Here is a 19,124-nt window from a genome sequence, read left to right on the forward strand (position 1 = left end):
GCCTTCGTGGGATGTGTCAATTTGCCGCCTGCAAAACTTTGGTCGTAGTGGGATGGCTGAGGGGATCTGAGCGGCAAAATCGAAGGCACTCTGATGGGTGCTGGAACGGCGGCGATAGGCCAGAATAGAGGGCCCGGCGAGTGGTCGGGATGGTGGAGAGTGAGTTATGGCGTTTGATCAGGTGCGGCAGCGCCGTCTGTCTGACGATATTGTTGAGCAGCTTGAAGGAATGATCCTTGAGGGTACGTTGAAATCCGGCGAGCGTTTGCCGGCTGAACGTGCCTTGGCTGAGCAGTTCGGAGTCTCGCGTCCGTCGTTGCGCGAGGCTATCCAGAAGCTGGCGGCCAAAGGTTTGTTAGTCAGTCGTCAGGGGGGCGGCAACTACGTCGTCGACTCTTTGGGTTCGACTTTCAGCGATCCGCTCCTGCATCTACTGGAGAACAATCCAGAAGCCCAGCGTGACTTGCTGGAGTTTCGCCAGACTTTGGAGGCGTCATGCGCGTATTACGCGGCGTTGCGTGCTACCGAAGTCGACCGGGAACGGCTGACTACCGCGTTTGAAGCTTTGCAGGACTGCTACACGCGCGTCGATGAAGTCAGCCGGGCCGAGGAGGGGGCGGCGGATGCTCGGTTTCATCTGGCTATTGCCGAGGCCAGTCATAACGCGGTGCTGCTGCACACGATTCGAGGTTTGTTCGATCTGCTCAAGCGTAACGTGGTGACTAATATCGGTGGCATGTATCAGCAACGTACAGAAACCCGTGACATGCTGATCAATCAGCATCGGGATTTGTACCTAGCGATCATCGAGGGGCGGGCCGAGCAGGCAAGGGAGGTTTCTACACGACACTTGTTGTACGTGCAGGAAGTGTTGGAGGAAGTTCGTCAGGAGGTTCAGCGCGTGGCACGTGCGGAGCGACGCAAAGGGATGTAGCCGCGGGTGCTGGCCGAGGCTACATCGTTACAAGGTTATTCTTCCTTGCCCTTGTTGCGTACCGCGCGATGCAGCTCGCGATTGGAGTCGCGCTCGCGTTCGGTGTCGCGCTTGTCGTATTCCTTCTTGCCCTTGCCCAGTGCGATTTCGCACTTGACCAAGTGCTTGCTCCAGTACCAGGACAGGCAGACGCAGGCATAGCCCTTCTGCTGCACGGCCGCAGCAAGCTTGTCCAGCTCGCGGGCGTTGAGCAGTAGCTTGCGGGTGCGTACCGGGTCGGCAATCACATGAGTACTCGCGGTGGTCAGCGGGGTGATATGACTGCCCAGCAGCCACGCTTCACCATCCTTGAGCAGTACGTAACTGTCGACCAGCTGCAGTTTGCTGGCACGCAGACTCTTTACTTCCCAGCCGGCCAGGACCAGACCAGCCTCGAAACGATGTTCGATGAAGTAATCGTGTCGCGCCTTTTTATTTTGCGCGATGGTCCCTGTGGGGTGTTTCTTTTGTTTAGCCATAGGGGCGGCATTATAGGCAGTTGCGAGCTTGGCGGCTACGGTCAACCTGCGTGCTTGAGCGTGTTGGACGAATCCCGGACAATGCGGGCAGTTCTTTGGTTTTTTTCTCTCGCGGATCGGGCTGTTCCTTCGCGATGTTTGCCGCTCAGCTGTGGAAATAACGCACACATGACGACGCATATTCAACGTTCGGCGCTGCTGCCCTATCCGGCACAGGCGCTCTATGATCTGGTCAACGACGTGGCGCGTTATCCGGAATTCCTGCCCTGGTGCTCAACTGCCGAAGTGCTTGAAAGCAGTGCTGAGCACATGGTCGCCAGCGTGGGCGTGGCCAAGGGGGGGCTTAGTCAGCACTTCGTTACGCGCAATGTATTGGTGCCGGGTAAATCCATCGAAATGAATTTGCAGGAAGGCCCATTCACCCAGTTGCATGGCGTATGGATTTTTAAAGCATTGACGGACAAGGCCTGCAAAATCAGCCTGGATTTGTCGTTTGATTATGCCGGACCCATCGTACGAGCGACGCTTGGGCCGTTATTCAATCAGGCGGCCAATACCTTGGTGGATGCATTCTGTCAGCGGGCTAAGCAGCTGCATGGTTGAAATCGAAGTGGTGCACGCCGCTGTCGATCGTCAGGTCTTGCTTGCCGTGGCCGTGCCCTTGGGCACGAGTGTGCGCAAGGCGGTACAGCTCTCGGGAGTTCTGGAGCAGTTCCCCGGTATTGATCCGGCGACTTGTCCATTAGGGATATTCGGTAAGGCTATTTCTGACGCTGATGTGCGTGTTGTACAAGCGGGCGATCGAGTTGAGATTTACCGTCCCTTGTTGGCTGATCCCAAGGAAGTGCGCAGGTTGCGTGCAGCCAAGGCAGCGCTTGCCAGGCAGCAGAATACTTAGCTCCGCTAATCGGCAGATACGAAAAAGCCCGGCATGCCGGGCTTTTTTTCGTGTGCCGCACAGTTTTATTGTGGGCTGGTGTCCAACGGCTGAGGTGTCGGGACGGGAACGGTTTCCACGCCGTCGACATCCTTCTGGATTCTGTCCAGCAAGGAACCCGGCTTGGCTGGGACCTCCGACTTCGGCTTTTCCCCCTCTTGCGCGGGAGCCGTAACGTTCGCGCCATTATCTTTGCCAAGCAAAGCCTCATCACGGCTTACGCCGGGCATGAAGTCACCTGACAGGCTGACAAGCTGGTCACTGCCATTAAAAATGACGCTGACGCGCTCCTGCTGGCGTTCACCGCCACCCGGCTGAATGCTGTAGAGATAATCCCAGCGATCGGCATGGAAAGTGTCGGTCAGCAGGGGGTTACCCATAATAAACCGTACTTGCCGTCGGGTCATTCCGGGGCGTAACTGGTCTATCATGTCCTGCGTGACGACATTGCCCTGCTGGATGTCGATTTTGTAAACCCCGGGGAATGAACAACCGGCGAGTGCGAGCAGTCCCACAAAGGTGAAACTGGTTAGCAAGAGCTTGGTGTTTTGCATCGGTGGGCGACTTCCACTATCTTGGCTGGGACAACGTAAACGCCGATCATACCCGTATTAAGAGAAGCTGCGAAGCAGCATCCGCGAGAAAGCTAACCATGGTTGAAAATAGCGAACTACGCAAAGCCGGTCTCAAAGTGACTCTGCCACGAGTCAAGATTCTACAAATGCTCGATTCTGCCGAGCAGCGCCACATGAGTGCTGAAGATGTTTATAAGGCGCTGATGGAGTCTAATGAGGACGTTGGCCTGGCCACGGTTTACCGTGTGCTGACCCAGTTTGAAGCCGCAGGGCTGGTGGTTCGTCATAATTTCGACGGCGGTCATGCAGTGTTCGAACTGGCTGACGGTGGTCATCACGACCATATGGTGGACCTCGATACCAATGAGGTTATTGAGTTCACCAGCCCGGCAATCGAGAAGCTTCAGCATGAAATCGCTGAAGAACATGGCTTCGATCTGGTTGACCATAATCTTGTGCTGTACATCCGTAAGAAAAAGTAAAAAAACGCTACAGATGTACTTTGCAAACAGCACGAAGGCGACCCTTGGGTCGCCTTCGTGCTGTTTGCAAGAAAATTCCGGTTCATGCCTTGGCGGCTACGACCATCTTCTTCGCATGCGCCAGAGACTCTTTGGTCAGGTCTATCCCACCCAGCATGCGAGCCACTTCTTCCACGCGTTCTGACTTGTTCAATCTGGACACAGCTGTACGTGTTGCATCGCTGCCTCTGACCTTGTGTACAAACAAATGTTGATGCCCTTGCGCCGCGACCTGCGGCAAGTGCGTCACTGTGAGTACCTGGCCTCGCTCTCCCAGGCGGCGCAACAGTTGGCCGACAATTTCCGCCGTTGGCCCGCCGATGCCTACGTCCACCTCGTCGAATACCAGCGTGGGTACTCTGGAGGTCTGTGCGGTAATCACTTGGATAGCCAGGCTGATTCGCGACAGCTCGCCCCCGGAGGCGACTTTTGCCAGCGCTTTGAGAGGTTGCCCCGGGTTGGCGCTGACCAGCAGTTCTACCTGTTCCAGGCCATGGGGCTGCAATTCGTTACTGGTATTGGTGCGCAACTCAATAGTGAAGCGTCCGCCGGGCATGCCCAGGCGCTGAATTTCTTGCTCAACAGCCCCAGCAAGATTTGTGGCTGCGTGCTGGCGTAACTCGCTCAGTTCGCGGGCTTTCTCTTGATAATGCCGAGCATAGGAGGCCAGTTCGTCGCCCAGTCTTTCAATGGATTCATCGTTGGCATTCAGGGTTTCGATTTCATCCAGCAATTTCTGCTGCATCGCCGCCAGTTCAGTGGGCTGGATTCGATGTTTGCGGGCCAGGGTATAAATAGTGTCCAGTCGTTCTTCTATTTCCTGCAGGCGCGCCGGATCGGCATCGAAGTGGTCCAGAAACCTATTCAGCTCGCCGACTGCTTCTTCAACCTGGATCTGCGCACTGGTCAGCAGGGTTGTCGCTTCGCTCAGCGAGCCCGAGGCGTTATTCACGCTGGACAGGCGGTTGAGGCTGGCCGTGAGCGCGTTGAGCACATTTCCGGAATCGCTTTCGCTGCATTGCTCCACCACCTGACGGCAGATACCCAGAAGGGTTTCTGCATTGGTGAGGTTCTTGTGTTCCTGTTCAAGCTGCTCCAGCTCCATTTCGCCAAGACCCAGGCTCTCCAGCTCTTCGAGCTGATAGCTGAGTAACTGATGGCGAGCGCGTTGCTCATCGCCGGAATTGGAGAGTCGTTCCAGTTCCAGGCGTGTCTGGCGCCAGCGTTGCGCAGCAAGCTGCACTTGCCTGGATAGATCGGTGGCGCCAGCGTATTCGTCGAGCAAGCGCCGATGTGTGTCGGTTTTAAGCAGAGACTGATGTTCGTGCTGGCTGTGGATATCGATCAGCAATTCACCCAATGCTTTCAGGTCGCCAAGCGGGCAGGGCGTGCCGTTGATATAGCCGCGTGAGCGCCCTTCGGCAGTGATGACCCGTCGCAGGATGCACGGTCCTTCATGGCTAAGGTCGCGCTCAGCCAGCCAGGTTTCAGCTTCTGGAATATCCGCCAAGTCGAAAGTGGCCAGGATATCGGCCTTTTCTGCGCCTGGGCGCACTACGCCGCTGTCGGCGCGATCGCCCAGGGTCAGGCCCAGGGCGTCTAGCATGATCGACTTGCCGGCGCCGGTTTCGCCTGTGATTACGCTCATTCCGCGATCCAGTTCGAGATCCAGATGTTCAACAATGGCGTAGTTATGTACGGACAGGTGCACGAGCATGACGGCGGCTCCCAGGCTTTATGTCTGGTTATTTATACAGTGTTTTGTCAGGAGGTGACAATCCTGATGCTTAGTTCGATTTGCTTGGATCCATACTGTTTTTAGCGCAATCGGGAATTTGCGGGCAGGAATTAATCCTGACCCTCTGCGTGACTTTTGGTCATGCTTGCGCCCTTGAACCTGGAAATTGTGGCCCCATATACCGGAACAGAAGCGCGAGTTGAGTTCGCGCATGATTTTGAAAGGAGAGAATCTATGGCTGACGAACAGACGCAGGATACGCAAACTCCAGACGCCAATTCGGCTGTCGGTGATGAACTGGCAACTCGTGTGCAAGTGCTAGAAGAGCAATTGGCCGCTGCGCAGGATCAGTCTTTGCGTGTTGCCGCTGATCTGCAGAACGTCCGCCGCCGTGCCGAGCAGGATGTAGAAAAAGCGCATAAATTCGCGCTGGAAAAATTCGCCAGCGACCTGCTGCCGATTATCGACAGTCTGGAGCGCGGCCTGGAGCTGTCCAATCCGGATGATGAAAACATCCGTGCGATGCGCGAAGGCATTGAGCTGACCCTGAAGATGTTCCAGGACACGCTCAAGCGGTATCAGCTGGAAGCTATCGATCCGCAAGGCGGTGAGCCGTTCAACGCTGAGCATCATCAGGCTATGGCCATGCAAGAAAGCCACGACCTTGAGCCCAACAGCGTCTTGAAGGTGTTCCAGAAAGGATACCTGCTCAACGGTCGCTTGCTGCGCCCGGCAATGGTGGTGGTAAGCAAGGCGTCAGCGCCCGTTGCACCTTCTATTGATGAGCAGGCTTGAAATCCGCCGCAAGGCCCCCATTTATAAGTCAAGCGTTTAAGTGCTACCGCAGTTAGCCAAAACTGCTGCGGCAACAAAATTCAAGTTTCGGGAGAGTAAATCATGGGCAAAATTATCGGTATCGACCTGGGGACCACCAACTCGTGCGTCTCGGTCATGGAAAACGGCAAGGCCAAAGTTATTGAGAACGCCGAAGGCGCGCGCACCACGCCCTCGATTATCGCTTACGCCAACGACGGCGAGATCCTGGTCGGTCAGTCGGCCAAGCGCCAGGCGGTGACTAACCCGCATAACACTCTGTACGCGGTAAAGCGTCTGATCGGTCGCAAGTTCGACGAAGAAGTCGTGCAGAAAGACATCAAGATGGTGCCTTACAAAATCGCCAAGGCTGACAACGGTGACGCCTGGGTTGAAGTGAACGGCAACAAAATGTCCGCTCCGCAGATCTCGGCTGAAGTCTTGAAAAAGATGAAGAAGACTGCCGAAGACTATCTGGGTGAAGCTGTGACCGAGGCGGTGATCACCGTTCCGGCTTACTTCAACGACAGCCAGCGTCAGGCGACCAAAGATGCCGGCCGCATCGCAGGTCTGGACGTAAAACGTATCATCAACGAACCGACCGCTGCTGCTCTGGCTTACGGTATGGACAAGGCCAAAGGCGATCACACCGTGATCGTTTATGACCTGGGTGGCGGTACCTTTGACGTATCGGTGATCGAGATTGCCGAAGTCGATGGCGAGCACCAGTTCGAAGTGCTGGCTACCAACGGTGACACCTTCTTGGGTGGTGAAGACTTTGACATTCGTCTGATCGACTACCTCGTTGACGAATTCAAGAAAGAAAGCGGCATGAACCTTAAAGGTGATCCGCTGGCGATGCAGCGTCTGAAAGAAGCTGCCGAGAAAGCCAAGATCGAGCTGTCGTCAAGCATGTCGACTGACGTTAACCTGCCGTACATCACAGCAGATGCTACCGGTCCTAAGCACTTGAACGTGAAGATTTCTCGCGCCAAGTTGGAGGCACTGGTTGAAGACCTGGTTCAGCGCACCATCGAACCTTGCCGCATTGCATTGAAAGACGCTGGCATCGACGTTGGCTCCATCAATGACGTGATTCTGGTGGGCGGTCAGACTCGTATGCCGCTGGTGCAGCAGAAAGTCACCGAGTTCTTCGGTAAAGAAGCACGTAAAGACGTCAACCCGGACGAAGCGGTTGCCATGGGTGCTGCGATTCAGGGCGCGGTATTGGCCGGTGATGTGAAAGACGTGCTGTTGCTGGACGTCAGCCCGCTGACCCTGGGTATCGAAACCATGGGTGGCGTGATGACCGCGCTGATCGAGAAAAACACCACGATTCCTACCAAGAAATCTCAGGTGTTCTCGACTGCCGATGACAACCAGGGCGCCGTGACTATTCATGTGCTGCAAGGTGAGCGTAAGCAAGCCTCTCAGAACAAGTCTCTGGGCAAGTTCGACCTGGCTGATATTCCACCAGCGCCTCGTGGTGTGCCACAAATCGAAGTGACCTTCGACATCGACGCCAACGGCATTCTGCACGTAGGTGCGAAAGACAAGGCGACCGGCAAAGAGCAGAAGATCACGATCAAGGCCAACTCCGGTCTGTCTGATGAAGAAATTCAGCAGATGATTCGTGATGCTGAAGCCAATGCTGACGCCGATGCCAAGTTTGCTGAGTTGGCTGGTGCTCGTAACCAGGGCGATGCTCTGGTGCACTCGACCCGCAAAATGGTCGTGGATGCTGGCGAAAAAGTAACGGCTGAAGAGAAAGCTGCAATCGAGGCTGCCGTGGTTGCCCTGGAAGCCGCCGTCAAAGGCGATGACAAGGCCGCCATTGAAGCCAAGATTGAAGAGTTGTCGAAAGTCTCTGCGCCAGTGGCTCAGAAGATGTACGCCGAGCAAGCTCAGCCGGCAGACGGTGCTGCACAACAGGCAGAACCAGAAGCCAAGCATGATGACGTTGTCGATGCTGAGTTCGAAGAAGTTAAAGAAGACCAGAAGAAGTAACTTGGTCGCCCGGTTGACCGCTTTCAAGCGGTGACTGGTAGGATGTCGCCGCGCGGGAGCTAGCTCCCGCGTTGGCGTGTCTGGGGTATGCGAATTTTTACAGTGTGCGACAACAGTCGGATGCTGGCGGTGTGATCGGGGATGCTCCTGCTTTCCGAGGGTTTAATGCCGCGTTTTTGGCCGGGCGCCTGGCTGAAAGCAGTGATGACCAGGATCGTTGAATTGACGTGAGTTGGGTCCGGGCCTGTATTGGGGCTCAACGAGTTCGGCAAGGCTCAGGAGGGCCTGGCTGAACGTCCTTAAGAGTGCAAAGACTTATGGCAAAGCGTGACTATTACGAAGTTTTGGGTGTGGAGCGTGGTGCCAGCGAGGCAGAGCTGAAAAAGGCTTACCGTCGTCTGGCGATGAAGCACCACCCGGACCGTAATCCGGATAACAAAGAATCCGAAGAAATGTTCAAAGAGGCCAATGAGGCCTACGAATGCCTATGTGATCCCAATAAGCGTGCGGCCTACGATCAGTATGGCCATGCCGGTGTCGACCCAAGCATGGGGGGCGGCGGCGCCGGTTTTGGTGGGCAGAACTTCTCCGATATTTTCGGCGATGTGTTCAGCGACTTCTTTGGCGGCGGCCGCGGTGGTCAGCGTGGCGGTGCGCAGCGTGGCAGCGACTTGCGCTACACCCTGGAACTGAACTTGGAAGAAGCGGTTCGCGGTACCAGCGTCAATATTCGTGTGCCAACGCTGGTCAACTGCAAGCCATGCGACGGTTCGGGCGCCAAGAAAGGCTCTTCGCCCATCACCTGCCCTACGTGCGGTGGTATCGGCCAGGTCCGTATGCAACAAGGCTTCTTCTCGGTGCAGCAGACGTGCCCGCGTTGCCATGGACAGGGCAAGATCATCTCCGATCCATGCGATTCCTGTCATGGCGAAGGTCGTGTCGAAGAGTACAAAACCTTGTCGGTGAAAGTGCCGGCGGGTGTGGATACCGGTGATCGCATTCGCCTGTCGGGTGAGGGTGAGGCTGGCACCCAGGGAGGGCCAACGGGTGACTTGTACGTGGTGATCAACGTGCGTGAGCATGCGATCTTCCAGCGCGACGGCAAGCATCTGTTCTGCGAAGTGCCGATCAGTTTTGTCGATGCGGCGCTGGGTGGCGAGTTGGAGATTCCGACGCTGGATGGTCGCGTCAAGCTCAAGATCCCTGAAGGCACGCAAACCGGTAAACAGTTCCGTATTCGCGGCAAAGGCGTTGCGCCGGTACGTGGCGGCGGTGCAGGTGACTTGATGTGCCGTGTGGCGGTGGAAACACCGGTCAATCTGGGGCGTCGTCAGCGTGAGCTGCTCGAAGAGTTCCGTAGCTCGCTGGAAGGCGATGATACCCATTCGCCGAAAACCACTGGTTTCTTCGAAGGCGTGAAGCGCTTCTTCGGCGATCTGTAAGGAATTGAGTATGCGACGTATAGCCGTAATGGGCGCTGCCGGGCGCATGGGCAAGACGCTGGTTGAAGCGGTGCAGTTGCGCTCACCGGCCTCCGGGCTGACGGCGGCGATCGTTCGCCCGGGCAGCACGTTGATCGGCGCAGATGCCGGTGAGTTGGCCTCATTGGGGCGTATCGGCGTTTCGTTGTCGGGCAGCCTGGAGCAGGTAGCCGATGAGTTCGATGTGTTGATCGATTTCACGCTACCCGAGGTGATGCTCAAGAATCTGGCGTTCTGTCGCAAGGCAGGCAAGGCTATGGTCATTGGCACTACGGGGTTGAGTGCCGAGCAAAAGCAGTTGCTGGTGGAGGCAGGCAATGAGATCCCTATGGTGTTTGCCGCCAACTTCAGTGTCGGTGTGAACCTGTCGCTCAAGCTGTTGGACATGGCGGCGCGAGTGCTGGGTGATGAGGCGGATATCGAGATTATCGAGACCCACCATCGTCACAAAATCGACGCACCCTCGGGTACTGCGCTGCGTATGGGCGAGGCTATCGCTGATGCGCTGGGTCGTGACTTGTCAAAAGTCGCGGTGTACGGGCGCGAGGGGTATACCGGTGAGCGCGCGCGCGACACCATCGGTTTCGCGACTGTTCGTGGTGGGGACGTCGTTGGTGATCACACCGTGCTATTCGCGGCCGAAGGCGAACGCCTGGAGATCACGCATAAGGCTTCCAGTCGTATGACGTTTGCTAAGGGGGCGGTCCGTGCCGCGCTCTGGCTGGAGGGGCGTGAGCCTGGCCTGTACGACATGCGAGACGTGCTGGATCTGCACTAATCAGTAGCCAAAACGGGGGTTCAGGATTATCCTGAGCCTCCGTTTTTACCCGCTAAGCGACGTCCTGTCGCATTCCCCTGCCTTTAAGGCTCATTAGCGGTGGACCCAAAAAGCCTTTTTCTGTAAGCTACAGCTTTAGTGTGTCCACTAAAAGCGCGCAGAATAATTCAGTGAACAAGCGGGGTGACGTGTCCATACGTCACTCCGCTTTTTTACAACCTGCGATCGCCCTTTCAGGCTTTATTTACGGGAGGTCTTCTTGACTAAGCCAGCCATACTCGCCCTTGCTGATGGCAGCATTTTTCGCGGCGAAGCCATTGGAGCCGACGGTCAAACCGTTGGAGAGGTAGTGTTTAACACTGCCATGACCGGCTATCAGGAAATCCTTACCGATCCTTCCTACGCCCAACAGATCGTTACCCTGACCTATCCACATATCGGCAACACCGGTACTACGCCGGAAGATGTCGAGTCTGATCGTGTCTGGTCGGCGGGGCTGGTGATTCGTGATCTGCCACTGGTTGCGAGCAACTGGCGCAACACGATGTCACTGTCCGATTACCTCAAAGCCAACAATGTGGTGGCGATCGCTGGTATCGATACGCGTCGCCTTACGCGCATCCTGCGTGAAAAAGGCTCGCAGAACGGCTGCATCATGGTCGGCGACAATATTTCCGAAGAGGCGGCGATCGCCGCGGCACAAGGCTTCCCTGGCCTGAAGGGCATGGACCTGGCGAAAGTTGTCAGCGTCAAAGAGAAGTACGAATGGCGCTCCACGGTCTGGGATTTGAAGACAGATAGCCATGCGACCATCGATGCTGCCGAGTTGCCTTATCACGTGGTCGCTTACGACTACGGCGTCAAGTACAACATCCTGCGCATGCTGGTCGAGCGTGGCTGCCGCGTGACCGTGGTACCTGCGCAAACCCCAGCCAGCGACGTGCTTGCTCTGCAACCGGATGGCGTGTTCCTGTCCAACGGCCCGGGTGACCCTGAGCCTTGCGACTACGCCATCCAGGCCATTAAGGAAGTACTGGAAACCGAGATTCCGGTATTCGGTATCTGCCTCGGCCACCAACTGCTGGCTCTGGCCTCCGGTGCTAAAACCCTGAAAATGGGGCACGGCCACCACGGCGCCAACCACCCTGTTCAGGACTTGGACACTGGTGTCGTGATGATCACCAGCCAGAACCACGGTTTTGCGGTGGATGAAGCCACCTTGCCGGCCAACGTCCGCGCGATTCATAAGTCGCTGTTTGACGGTTCCCTGCAAGGCATCGAGCGCACCGACAAGAGCGCGTTCAGCTTCCAGGGCCACCCTGAAGCCAGCCCGGGCCCGAACGACGTAGCGCCGCTGTTCGACCGTTTCATCAATGAGATGGCCAAGCGACGCTGACTGAGCAGCCTGCGGGCGGCCCCGAAACCCGGTGGCCCTCGCGGGCTCTCTAAAGATTGTTCAAGACGGCTTGCCGACTGACCTGCGGATTTGAGTGACAAACCCATGCCAAAACGTACAGACATAAAAAGCATCCTGATTCTCGGCGCTGGCCCGATTGTGATCGGCCAGGCCTGCGAGTTCGACTACTCCGGCGCCCAGGCCTGTAAAGCCCTGCGCGAAGAGGGCTACCGCGTCATCCTGGTGAACTCCAACCCAGCCACCATCATGACCGACCCGGCGATGGCTGACGCGACCTACATCGAGCCGATCAAATGGCAGACGGTTGCCAAGATCATCGAGAAAGAGCGTCCGGACGCGTTGCTGCCGACCATGGGTGGCCAGACTGCCCTGAACTGCGCCCTGGATCTGGAGCGCGAAGGCGTTCTGGAGAAGTTCGGCGTAGAGATGATCGGCGCCAATGCCGACACCATCGACAAAGCCGAAGACCGCTCGCGCTTCGACAAGGCCATGAAGTCCATCGGCCTGGCCTGCCCGCGCTCCGGTATCGCCCACAGCATGGAGGAAGCCAATGCGGTCCTCGAGACCTTGGGTTTCCCATGCATCATCCGTCCGTCCTTCACCATGGGCGGCACCGGTGGTGGTATTGCCTACAACCGTGAAGAATTCGAAGAAATCTGCGCCCGTGGTCTGGACCTGTCGCCGACCAAAGAGCTGCTGATCGACGAATCCTTGATCGGTTGGAAAGAATACGAGATGGAGGTTGTTCGCGATAAGAAAGACAACTGCATCATCGTCTGCTCCATCGAAAACTTCGACCCGATGGGCGTGCACACCGGTGACTCCATCACCGTGGCGCCGGCGCAGACCCTGACCGACAAGGAATATCAGATCCTGCGTAACGCTTCCCTGGCGGTATTGCGCGAGATCGGTGTAGAAACCGGCGGTTCCAACGTTCAGTTCGGGATCTGCCCGAACACCGGTCGTATGGTCGTGATCGAAATGAACCCGCGTGTTTCCCGTTCGTCGGCACTGGCTTCTAAGGCCACGGGTTTCCCGATCGCCAAGGTCGCTGCCAAACTGGCCGTGGGTTATACCTTGGATGAACTGTCGAACGACATCACTGGCGGCAAGACCCCAGCGTCCTTCGAGCCTTCCATCGACTACGTGGTGACCAAGCTGCCGCGCTTTGCTTTTGAGAAGTTCGCCAAAGCGGATGCGCGCCTGACTACCCAGATGAAGTCCGTGGGCGAAGTGATGGCCATCGGCCGGACCTTCCAGGAGTCCTTGCAGAAAGCTCTGCGTGGCCTGGAAGTCGGCGTGTGCGGCCTGGATGAAAAGCTCGATCTGAGCAACCCGGAAAGCATGAGCGTGCTCAAGCGCGAACTGACCGTGCCGGGTGCCGAGCGGATCTGGTACGTCGCTGATGCATTCCGTGCCGGCCTGAGTGTCGAAGACATCTTCGGCATGAACATGATCGACCCATGGTTCCTGGTGCAGATCGAAGATCTGATCAAGGAAGAAGAGAAGGTCAAGACCCTGGGTCTGGCCAGCATCGACCGCGACATGATGTTCCGCCTCAAGCGCAAGGGCTTCTCCGACCAGCGCCTGGCCAAGTTGCTGGGTGTGACCGAGAAGAACCTGCGCACTCATCGCCACAAGCTGGAGATCTTCCCGGTCTACAAGCGCGTGGATACTTGCGCGGCCGAGTTCTCCACCGATACCGCTTATCTGTACTCCACCTACGAGGAAGAGTGCGAAGCGGCGCCGTCGGGTCGCGACAAGATCATGATCCTGGGTGGCGGTCCTAACCGTATCGGCCAGGGCATCGAATTTGACTACTGCTGCGTACACGCTGCTCTCGCCCTGCGCGAAGACGGGTACGAGACCATCATGGTCAACTGCAACCCGGAAACCGTTTCCACCGATTACGATACTTCTGATCGTCTGTACTTCGAGCCGGTGACCCTGGAAGACGTGCTGGAAATCGTGCGTGTCGAGAAGCCTAAAGGCGTGATCGTTCAGTACGGCGGCCAGACTCCGCTGAAGCTGGCGCGTGCCTTGGAAGCTGCTGGTGTGCCAATTATCGGTACCAGCCCGGACGCCATCGACCGTGCAGAAGACCGTGAGCGTTTCCAGCAAATGGTTGAGCGCTTGAACCTGCGTCAGCCGCCAAACGCCACCGTGCGTAGCGAAGATGAAGCGATTCGTGCGGCCAGCAAAATTGGCTATCCGTTGGTGGTGCGCCCGTCTTATGTGCTGGGCGGCCGAGCGATGGAAATCGTTTACGAAGAAGAAGAACTCAAGCGCTACCTGCGCGATGCTGTGAAAGTGTCCAACGACAGCCCGGTGCTGCTGGACCACTTCCTCAACTGCGCCATCGAAATGGACGTGGATGCGGTCTGCGATGGCACCGACGTAGTGATCGGCGCGATCATGCAGCACATCGAGCAGGCCGGTGTTCACTCCGGTGACTCTGCTTGCTCGCTGCCGCCTTACTCGCTGCCGGCGCACATTCAGGATGTGATGCGCGACCAGGTCAAGAAAATGGCTTTGGAGTTGGGCGTGGTCGGTCTGATGAACGTGCAGTTGGCGTTGCAAGGCGAAGACATCTACGTCATCGAGGTCAACCCACGAGCTTCGCGTACCGTGCCATTTGTGTCCAAGTGCATCGGCGTGTCCCTGGCCATGATCGCTGCGCGCGTGATGGCCGGTAAGACTCTGAAAGAAATCGGTTTCACCAAAGAAATCATCCCGAACTTCTACAGCGTGAAGGAGGCGGTGTTCCCATTCGCCAAATTCCCTGGCGTGGACCCGATCCTGGGCCCAGAGATGAAGTCTACCGGTGAGGTGATGGGCGTGGGCGACACGTTCGGTGAGGCTTTTGCTAAAGCACAGATGGGGGCCAGCGAAATTCTGCCGACCGGCGGTACTGCGTTCATCAGTGTTCGCGATGACGACAAGCCGCTGGTTGCAGGCGTGGCGCGTGATCTGATCAACTTGGGCTTCGAAGTCGTTGCCACCGCAGGGACTGCCAAGTTGATCGAGGCTGCCGGCCTTAAGGTGCGCCGCGTGAACAAGGTAACGGAAGGTCGTCCGCATGTGGTCGACATGATCAAGAATGACGAAGTCACTCTGATCATCAACACGACCGAAGGTCGTCAGTCGATCGCGGATTCCTACTCCATTCGTCGTAACGCCTTGCAGCACAAGATTTACTGCACCACCACCATTGCTGCTGGCGAAGCTATCTGTGAAGCACTTAAGTTCGGTCCAGAAAAGACCGTTCGTCGCTTGCAGGATCTACACGCAGGATTGAAGGCATGAGCATTACCAAATATCCAATGACTGTTCAGGGCGCTCGCGCCCTGGAAGAGGAGCACGCCCACCTGACCAAGGTCGTACGTCCGAAGCTGAGCCAGGACATCGGTACGGCCCGTGAGCTGGGTGACTTGAAGGAGAACGCTGAATATCACGCTGCTCGCGAGCAGCAGGGTATGGTCGAGGCGCGGATTCGTGATATCGAAGGTCGCATGCAAAATGCTGTGATCATCGATGTGACCACTATTCCGCACACCGGCAAGGTGATTTTCGGTACCACTGTCGAAATCGCCAACGTTGAGACGGACGAAAGCGTGACTTACCACATCGTGGGTGAGGACGAGGCTGACATCAAGCAGGGCAAAATCTCTGTCGGTTCGCCTATTGCACGTGCCTTGATCGCCAAGGAAGAGGGTGACGTGGTCGCCGTCAAAACGCCAAGTGGCGTGATCGAGTACGAGATTGTCGAAGTTCGTCACATCTGAAAGGCGGCGCCCGCTTCGTGCGGGCGCCATGCTCTGGCAACTCACTCAGATGTTGTGGGTGGGTGGTTTGTGGCTGCTCCATATTGGGGTGCTGCCGGCACTCGGTTTGATTGGCTTGGCGCCGTTGCTGATCGATGAGCTCGACGGAATGCTCAGTGCGTTGCTGGTGGGCTTTGCGGCAGCGTGCGTATTGCTTCAAACATTGGTGTTGATCAAGGCTGAAGGTTTGGAGAGTTTGTGGCGGGATATTCGAGGGCAACTGCTGCTGATGGCGCTGTATGCTTGCGCGATGTACTGCGTCGTGCATCTCTGGCTGCCTGAGGCGTTGCGCTGGCGGCTATTCAGCTATCTTGTGCTAGGTTTCTCGGGGCTCGTGCTAGTTGTGCAGCCTGCGCCGGGATGGAGTGGCGGGGCGCGCAAAGCACGCCCTTGACTCTTTTCTCATTTGAAGCGATGAACGTTCGACAGTTGCTTGTTGACGCTGAAATTCTTGCGATACAGCAGCGCCATCTTGCCGATAACCTGAACCAGATCTGCTTTGCCCACTTTGCACAGTTCTGCAATGGCGGCCAGACGTGCTTCGCGATCAAGGATGTTGACCTTGATTTTGATCAGTTCGTGATCGTTGAGTGCGCGCTCGAATTCGGCTAGCACACCCTCAGTCAAACCGTTGTCTGCCACAATCAGAACTGGTTTCAGATGGTGGCCAATGGATTTGTACTGTTTCTTCTGCTCTTGAGTGAGCGGCATAATCTGACCCCTGCGTCTGATCTTGTAAAAAGCGGCGGCCAGTTTACCCGAGCGAGTCCGGGACCGCCCAGTTAATCACGACCCGTTTTATTTTCGAGGTGGCCCGTGGCCCGTTCCAAAACCAGCCTTAACTGGCTAAAAGAACATTTCAACGATCCTTACGTCAAAAAGGCGCAGAAGGACGGCTACCGCTCCCGGGCTAGCTATAAGCTGCTGGAGCTGCAGGACAAGGATAAATTATTCCGGCCAGGCATGAGCGTTATCGACTTGGGGGCAGCCCCAGGTGGTTGGTCGCAGGTGGCCAGTCGTCTGATTGGTGGTCAGGGGCGGTTGATCGCGTCCGACATCCTGGAGATGGACAGCATCCCGGATGTGACCTTTGTTCATGGTGATTTCACTCAGGATGCCGTGCTGGCCGAGATCCTTGAGGCTGTAGGAAATTCGCAGGTGGACCTTGTGATTTCCGACATGGCACCCAATATGAGTGGATTACCGGCAGTTGATATGCCACGCGCCATGTTCCTGTGTGAATTGGCGTTGGATCTGGCAGGGCGTGTATTGCGCCCAGGCGGTGATTTCCTGGTCAAAGTCTTCCAGGGTGAAGGTTTTGACGAGTACCACAAGAATATCCGTAAGCTGTTCGATAAGGTGCAGATGCGCAAGCCGGACTCCTCAAGGGATCGATCCCGCGAGCAATATCTGTTGGCTCGAGGGTTCCGTGGCATCGAAGGCGCCGCGAGTGATGAGCGTCTTTGAAGGTTTCAACGGAGTCGATAGGTTTTTTTATATCGCTTTCGTCATGAAGCTTTACGAATATTGTGTAGTCAAAGTTTCACAAAGGGTTACAGACGGTGCCTGCCAGAGTTGTAGGTAATGTAGTAAGTTAGGTCGGTGAATATCATGCGAAGCGCGCGCCAGCAGCGGAGCTTGCTTCAGAGGGTAGTTAATTGAACGATATGGCAAAGAATCTGATCCTGTGGTTGATCATCGCGGCTGTCCTGGTGACGGTGATGAACAACTTCTCCAGCCCTAACGAGCCGCAGACCCTCAACTATTCCGACTTCATCCAGCAAGTTAAGGATGGAAAGGTTGAGCGCGTAGCGGTTGATGGCTACGTGATCACCGGCAAACGCACCGATGGCGACAGCTTCAAGACGATTCGTCCGGCAATCCAGGACAACGGTCTGATCGGCGATCTGGTGGACAACCATGTCGTCGTTGAAGGTAAGCAGCCGGAGCAACAGAGCATCTGGACCCAGCTATTGGTAGCCAGCTTCCCAATCCTGGTGATCATTGCTGTGTTCATGTTCTTCATGCGCCAGATGCAAGGCGGCGCGGGAGGCAAGGGTGGGCCGATGAGCTTCGGGAAGAGCAAGGCACGCCTGCTCTCCGAAGATCAGGTGAAAACCACTCTGGCCGACGTTGCCGGTTGTGATGAAGCTAAAGAGGAAGTGGGCGAGCTCGTCGAGTTCCTGCGCGATCCGGGCAAATTTCAGCGCCTTGGTGGGCGTATTCCGCGCGGTGTGCTGATGGTCGGTCCTCCGGGTACTGGTAAAACCTTGCTGGCCAAGGCGATTGCTGGTGAAGCCAAGGTGCCGTTCTTCACGATTTCCGGTTCTGACTTTGTCGAAATGTTCGTCGGTGTCGGCGCAAGCCGTGTTCGCGATATGTTCGAGCAAGCTAAGAAGCATGCGCCGTGCATTATCTTTATCGACGAAATTGACGCCGTTGGTCGTCATCGTGGTGCGGGCATGGGCGGTGGTCACGATGAGCGCGAGCAAACGCTCAACCAATTGCTCGTGGAGATGGATGGTTTCGAGATGAATGACGGCATTATCGTCATCGCCGCAACCAACCGTCCTGATGTGCTTGACCCCGCGTTACTGCGTCCAGGCCGTTTCGACCGTCAGGTCGTGGTTGGCCTGCCGGACATTCGTGGACGCGAGCAGATTCTGAAAGTTCATATGCGCAAAGTGCCGATGGGCGACGACGTTGCTCCTGCGGTGATTGCTCGTGGCACCCCAGGTTTTTCCGGTGCCGACCTTGCCAACTTGGTGAACGAGGCGTCGTTGTTTGCAGCGCGTACCGGCAAGCGCATTGTTGAAATGAAAGAATTCGAGCTGGCAAAAGACAAGATCATGATGGGCGCCGAGCGCAAATCCATGGTTATGTCCGAAAAAGAGAAGCAGAACACTGCTTACCACGAGGCTGGTCACGCTATTGTGGGGCGCGTTGTGCCTGAGCACGACCCGGTCTACAAGGTGTCGATCATTCCACGAGGCCGGGCACTTGGCGTGACTATGTTCCTGCCTGAGGAAGACCGTTATAGCCTCTCCAAGCGCGCGCTGATCAGTCAGATCTGTTCGCTGTATGGCGGGCGGATTGCCGAAGAGATGACTTTGGGTTTTGACGGTGTGACCACCGGCGCCTCCAACGACATCATGCGCGCCAGCCAGATTGCACGAAATATGGTGACCAAGTGGGGCTTGTCCGAAAAACTCGGCCCTCTTATGTATGCCGAGGAAGATGGCGAAGTGTTCTTGGGGCGTGGTGGTGGCGGTCAAAATGCCAGTTTCTCCGGTGAGACTGCCAAGCTGATCGATTCCGAGGTGCGCAGCATCATTGATCAGTGCTACGGCACTGCTAAGCAGATCCTCACGGATAATCGCGACAAGCTCGACGCGATGGCCGATGCTCTGATGAAGTACGAAACCATTGATGCTGATCAGATCGACGACATCATGGCGGGTCGTCCACCGCGCGAGCCTCGTGACTGGGAGGGTGGTTCAGGTACCTCGGGTACTCCGCCCGTTGTTCAGAATGAACGCCCTGAGACCCCAATCGGCGGCCCTGCGGCTGACCACTAAGGT

18 protein-coding genes are annotated in these 19,124 nt (G+C 56.6%); 14 read left to right on the plus strand and 4 right to left on the minus strand.

Features of this window, described 5'->3' with window-relative positions:
* The first annotated feature begins 166 nt into the window (after positions 1-166).
* A complete protein-coding gene (locus K1567_RS20565) occupies positions 167-934 on the plus strand; it encodes a GntR family transcriptional regulator (protein ID WP_034115111.1) in 768 nt (255 codons plus the stop codon).
* A 35-nt stretch (positions 935-969) separates the two neighbouring features.
* Here the strand turns inward: K1567_RS20565 and smpB are convergent, their stop codons facing one another.
* Positions 970-1,452 carry an SsrA-binding protein SmpB gene (gene smpB / locus K1567_RS20570; RefSeq protein WP_024077453.1) on the minus strand — a complete coding sequence of 161 codons (483 nt, stop codon included), beginning with the start codon at positions 1,450-1,452 and terminating at the stop codon, positions 970-972.
* 168 nt (positions 1,453-1,620) lie between these two features.
* Between smpB and K1567_RS20575 the strand changes: the two genes are divergently transcribed.
* Together K1567_RS20575 and K1567_RS20580 are read left to right on the plus strand one after the other, a co-directional pair.
* Positions 1,621-2,055: a type II toxin-antitoxin system RatA family toxin gene (locus K1567_RS20575; RefSeq protein WP_034100754.1), complete on the plus strand. Its 435-nt coding sequence runs from the start codon at positions 1,621-1,623 to the stop codon at positions 2,053-2,055.
* Positions 2,048-2,350 carry an RnfH family protein gene (locus K1567_RS20580; RefSeq protein WP_034115110.1) on the plus strand — a complete coding sequence of 101 codons (303 nt, stop codon included), beginning with the start codon at positions 2,048-2,050 and terminating at the stop codon, positions 2,348-2,350. Before K1567_RS20575 ends, K1567_RS20580 begins: the two co-directional genes overlap by 8 nt.
* Positions 2,351-2,415: 65 nt before the next feature.
* Here K1567_RS20580 and K1567_RS20585 read toward each other — a convergent pair whose 3' ends face one another.
* Positions 2,416-2,943: an outer membrane protein assembly factor BamE gene (locus K1567_RS20585; RefSeq protein ID WP_034100750.1), complete on the minus strand. Its 528-nt coding sequence runs from the start codon at positions 2,941-2,943 to the stop codon at positions 2,416-2,418.
* 98 nt (positions 2,944-3,041) lie between these two features.
* On the opposite strand from K1567_RS20585, the gene fur reads away from it, so the two are divergent.
* On the plus strand, positions 3,042-3,446 hold the full coding sequence (gene fur / locus K1567_RS20590) for a ferric iron uptake transcriptional regulator (RefSeq protein WP_010562662.1): 405 nt from the start codon (positions 3,042-3,044) through the stop codon (positions 3,444-3,446).
* An 82-nt stretch (positions 3,447-3,528) separates the two neighbouring features.
* Here the strand turns inward: fur and recN are convergent, their stop codons facing one another.
* Positions 3,529-5,202, minus strand: coding sequence for a DNA repair protein RecN (recN, locus tag K1567_RS20595; RefSeq protein WP_169868966.1), 1,674 nt, complete (start codon positions 5,200-5,202; stop codon positions 3,529-3,531).
* 162 nt (positions 5,203-5,364) lie between these two features.
* Between recN and grpE the strand changes: the two genes are divergently transcribed.
* From grpE to K1567_RS20635, 8 genes are all read left to right on the plus strand, one after another.
* Positions 5,365-6,018, plus strand: coding sequence for a nucleotide exchange factor GrpE (grpE, locus tag K1567_RS20600; protein WP_259445012.1), 654 nt, complete (start codon positions 5,365-5,367; stop codon positions 6,016-6,018).
* Between the two features lie 102 nt (positions 6,019-6,120).
* The gene (dnaK, locus tag K1567_RS20605; RefSeq protein ID WP_034100742.1) at positions 6,121-8,043 is read left to right on the plus strand and encodes a molecular chaperone DnaK; all 1,923 of its coding nucleotides are present in this window, start codon (positions 6,121-6,123) and stop codon (positions 8,041-8,043) included.
* Positions 8,044-8,360: 317 nt separating this feature from the next.
* Positions 8,361-9,485: a molecular chaperone DnaJ gene (gene dnaJ / locus K1567_RS20610; RefSeq protein WP_034100739.1), complete on the plus strand. Its 1,125-nt coding sequence runs from the start codon at positions 8,361-8,363 to the stop codon at positions 9,483-9,485.
* Between the two features lie 10 nt (positions 9,486-9,495).
* On the plus strand, positions 9,496-10,302 hold the full coding sequence (gene dapB / locus K1567_RS20615; protein ID WP_040265425.1) for a 4-hydroxy-tetrahydrodipicolinate reductase: 807 nt from the start codon (positions 9,496-9,498) through the stop codon (positions 10,300-10,302).
* A 259-nt stretch (positions 10,303-10,561) separates the two neighbouring features.
* Positions 10,562-11,698: a glutamine-hydrolyzing carbamoyl-phosphate synthase small subunit gene (gene carA, locus K1567_RS20620; protein WP_034100735.1), complete on the plus strand. Its 1,137-nt coding sequence runs from the start codon at positions 10,562-10,564 to the stop codon at positions 11,696-11,698.
* Between the two features lie 105 nt (positions 11,699-11,803).
* Positions 11,804-15,025, plus strand: coding sequence for a carbamoyl-phosphate synthase large subunit (gene carB, locus K1567_RS20625; RefSeq protein WP_034100733.1), 3,222 nt, complete (start codon positions 11,804-11,806; stop codon positions 15,023-15,025).
* A gap of 2 nt (positions 15,026-15,027) precedes the next feature.
* Positions 15,028-15,504 carry a transcription elongation factor GreA gene (greA, locus tag K1567_RS20630; RefSeq protein ID WP_034100946.1) on the plus strand — a complete coding sequence of 159 codons (477 nt, stop codon included), beginning with the start codon at positions 15,028-15,030 and terminating at the stop codon, positions 15,502-15,504.
* Positions 15,505-15,532: 28 nt separating this feature from the next.
* A complete protein-coding gene (locus K1567_RS20635) occupies positions 15,533-15,937 on the plus strand; it encodes a hypothetical protein (protein WP_034100731.1) in 405 nt (134 codons plus the stop codon).
* Positions 15,938-15,945: 8 nt separating this feature from the next.
* Here the strand turns inward: K1567_RS20635 and K1567_RS20640 are convergent, their stop codons facing one another.
* Positions 15,946-16,254: a YhbY family RNA-binding protein gene (locus K1567_RS20640; protein ID WP_010206607.1), complete on the minus strand. Its 309-nt coding sequence runs from the start codon at positions 16,252-16,254 to the stop codon at positions 15,946-15,948.
* A gap of 105 nt (positions 16,255-16,359) precedes the next feature.
* On the opposite strand from K1567_RS20640, the gene rlmE reads away from it, so the two are divergent.
* Together rlmE and ftsH are read left to right on the plus strand one after the other, a co-directional pair.
* Entirely contained in the window at positions 16,360-17,010 is a 651-nt protein-coding gene (gene rlmE, locus K1567_RS20645) for a 23S rRNA (uridine(2552)-2'-O)-methyltransferase RlmE (protein WP_034100727.1), read from the plus strand.
* A gap of 200 nt (positions 17,011-17,210) precedes the next feature.
* Positions 17,211-19,121, plus strand: a complete 1,911-nt coding sequence (gene ftsH, locus K1567_RS20650) for an ATP-dependent zinc metalloprotease FtsH (protein WP_034100726.1) — start codon at positions 17,211-17,213, stop codon at positions 19,119-19,121.
* Positions 19,122-19,124 lie beyond the last annotated feature (3 nt).

The organism is Pseudomonas sp. S5F11 (assembly GCF_019641515.1).
Taxonomy (GTDB): Bacteria; Pseudomonadota; Gammaproteobacteria; order Pseudomonadales; family Pseudomonadaceae; genus Aquipseudomonas; species Aquipseudomonas rhodesiae.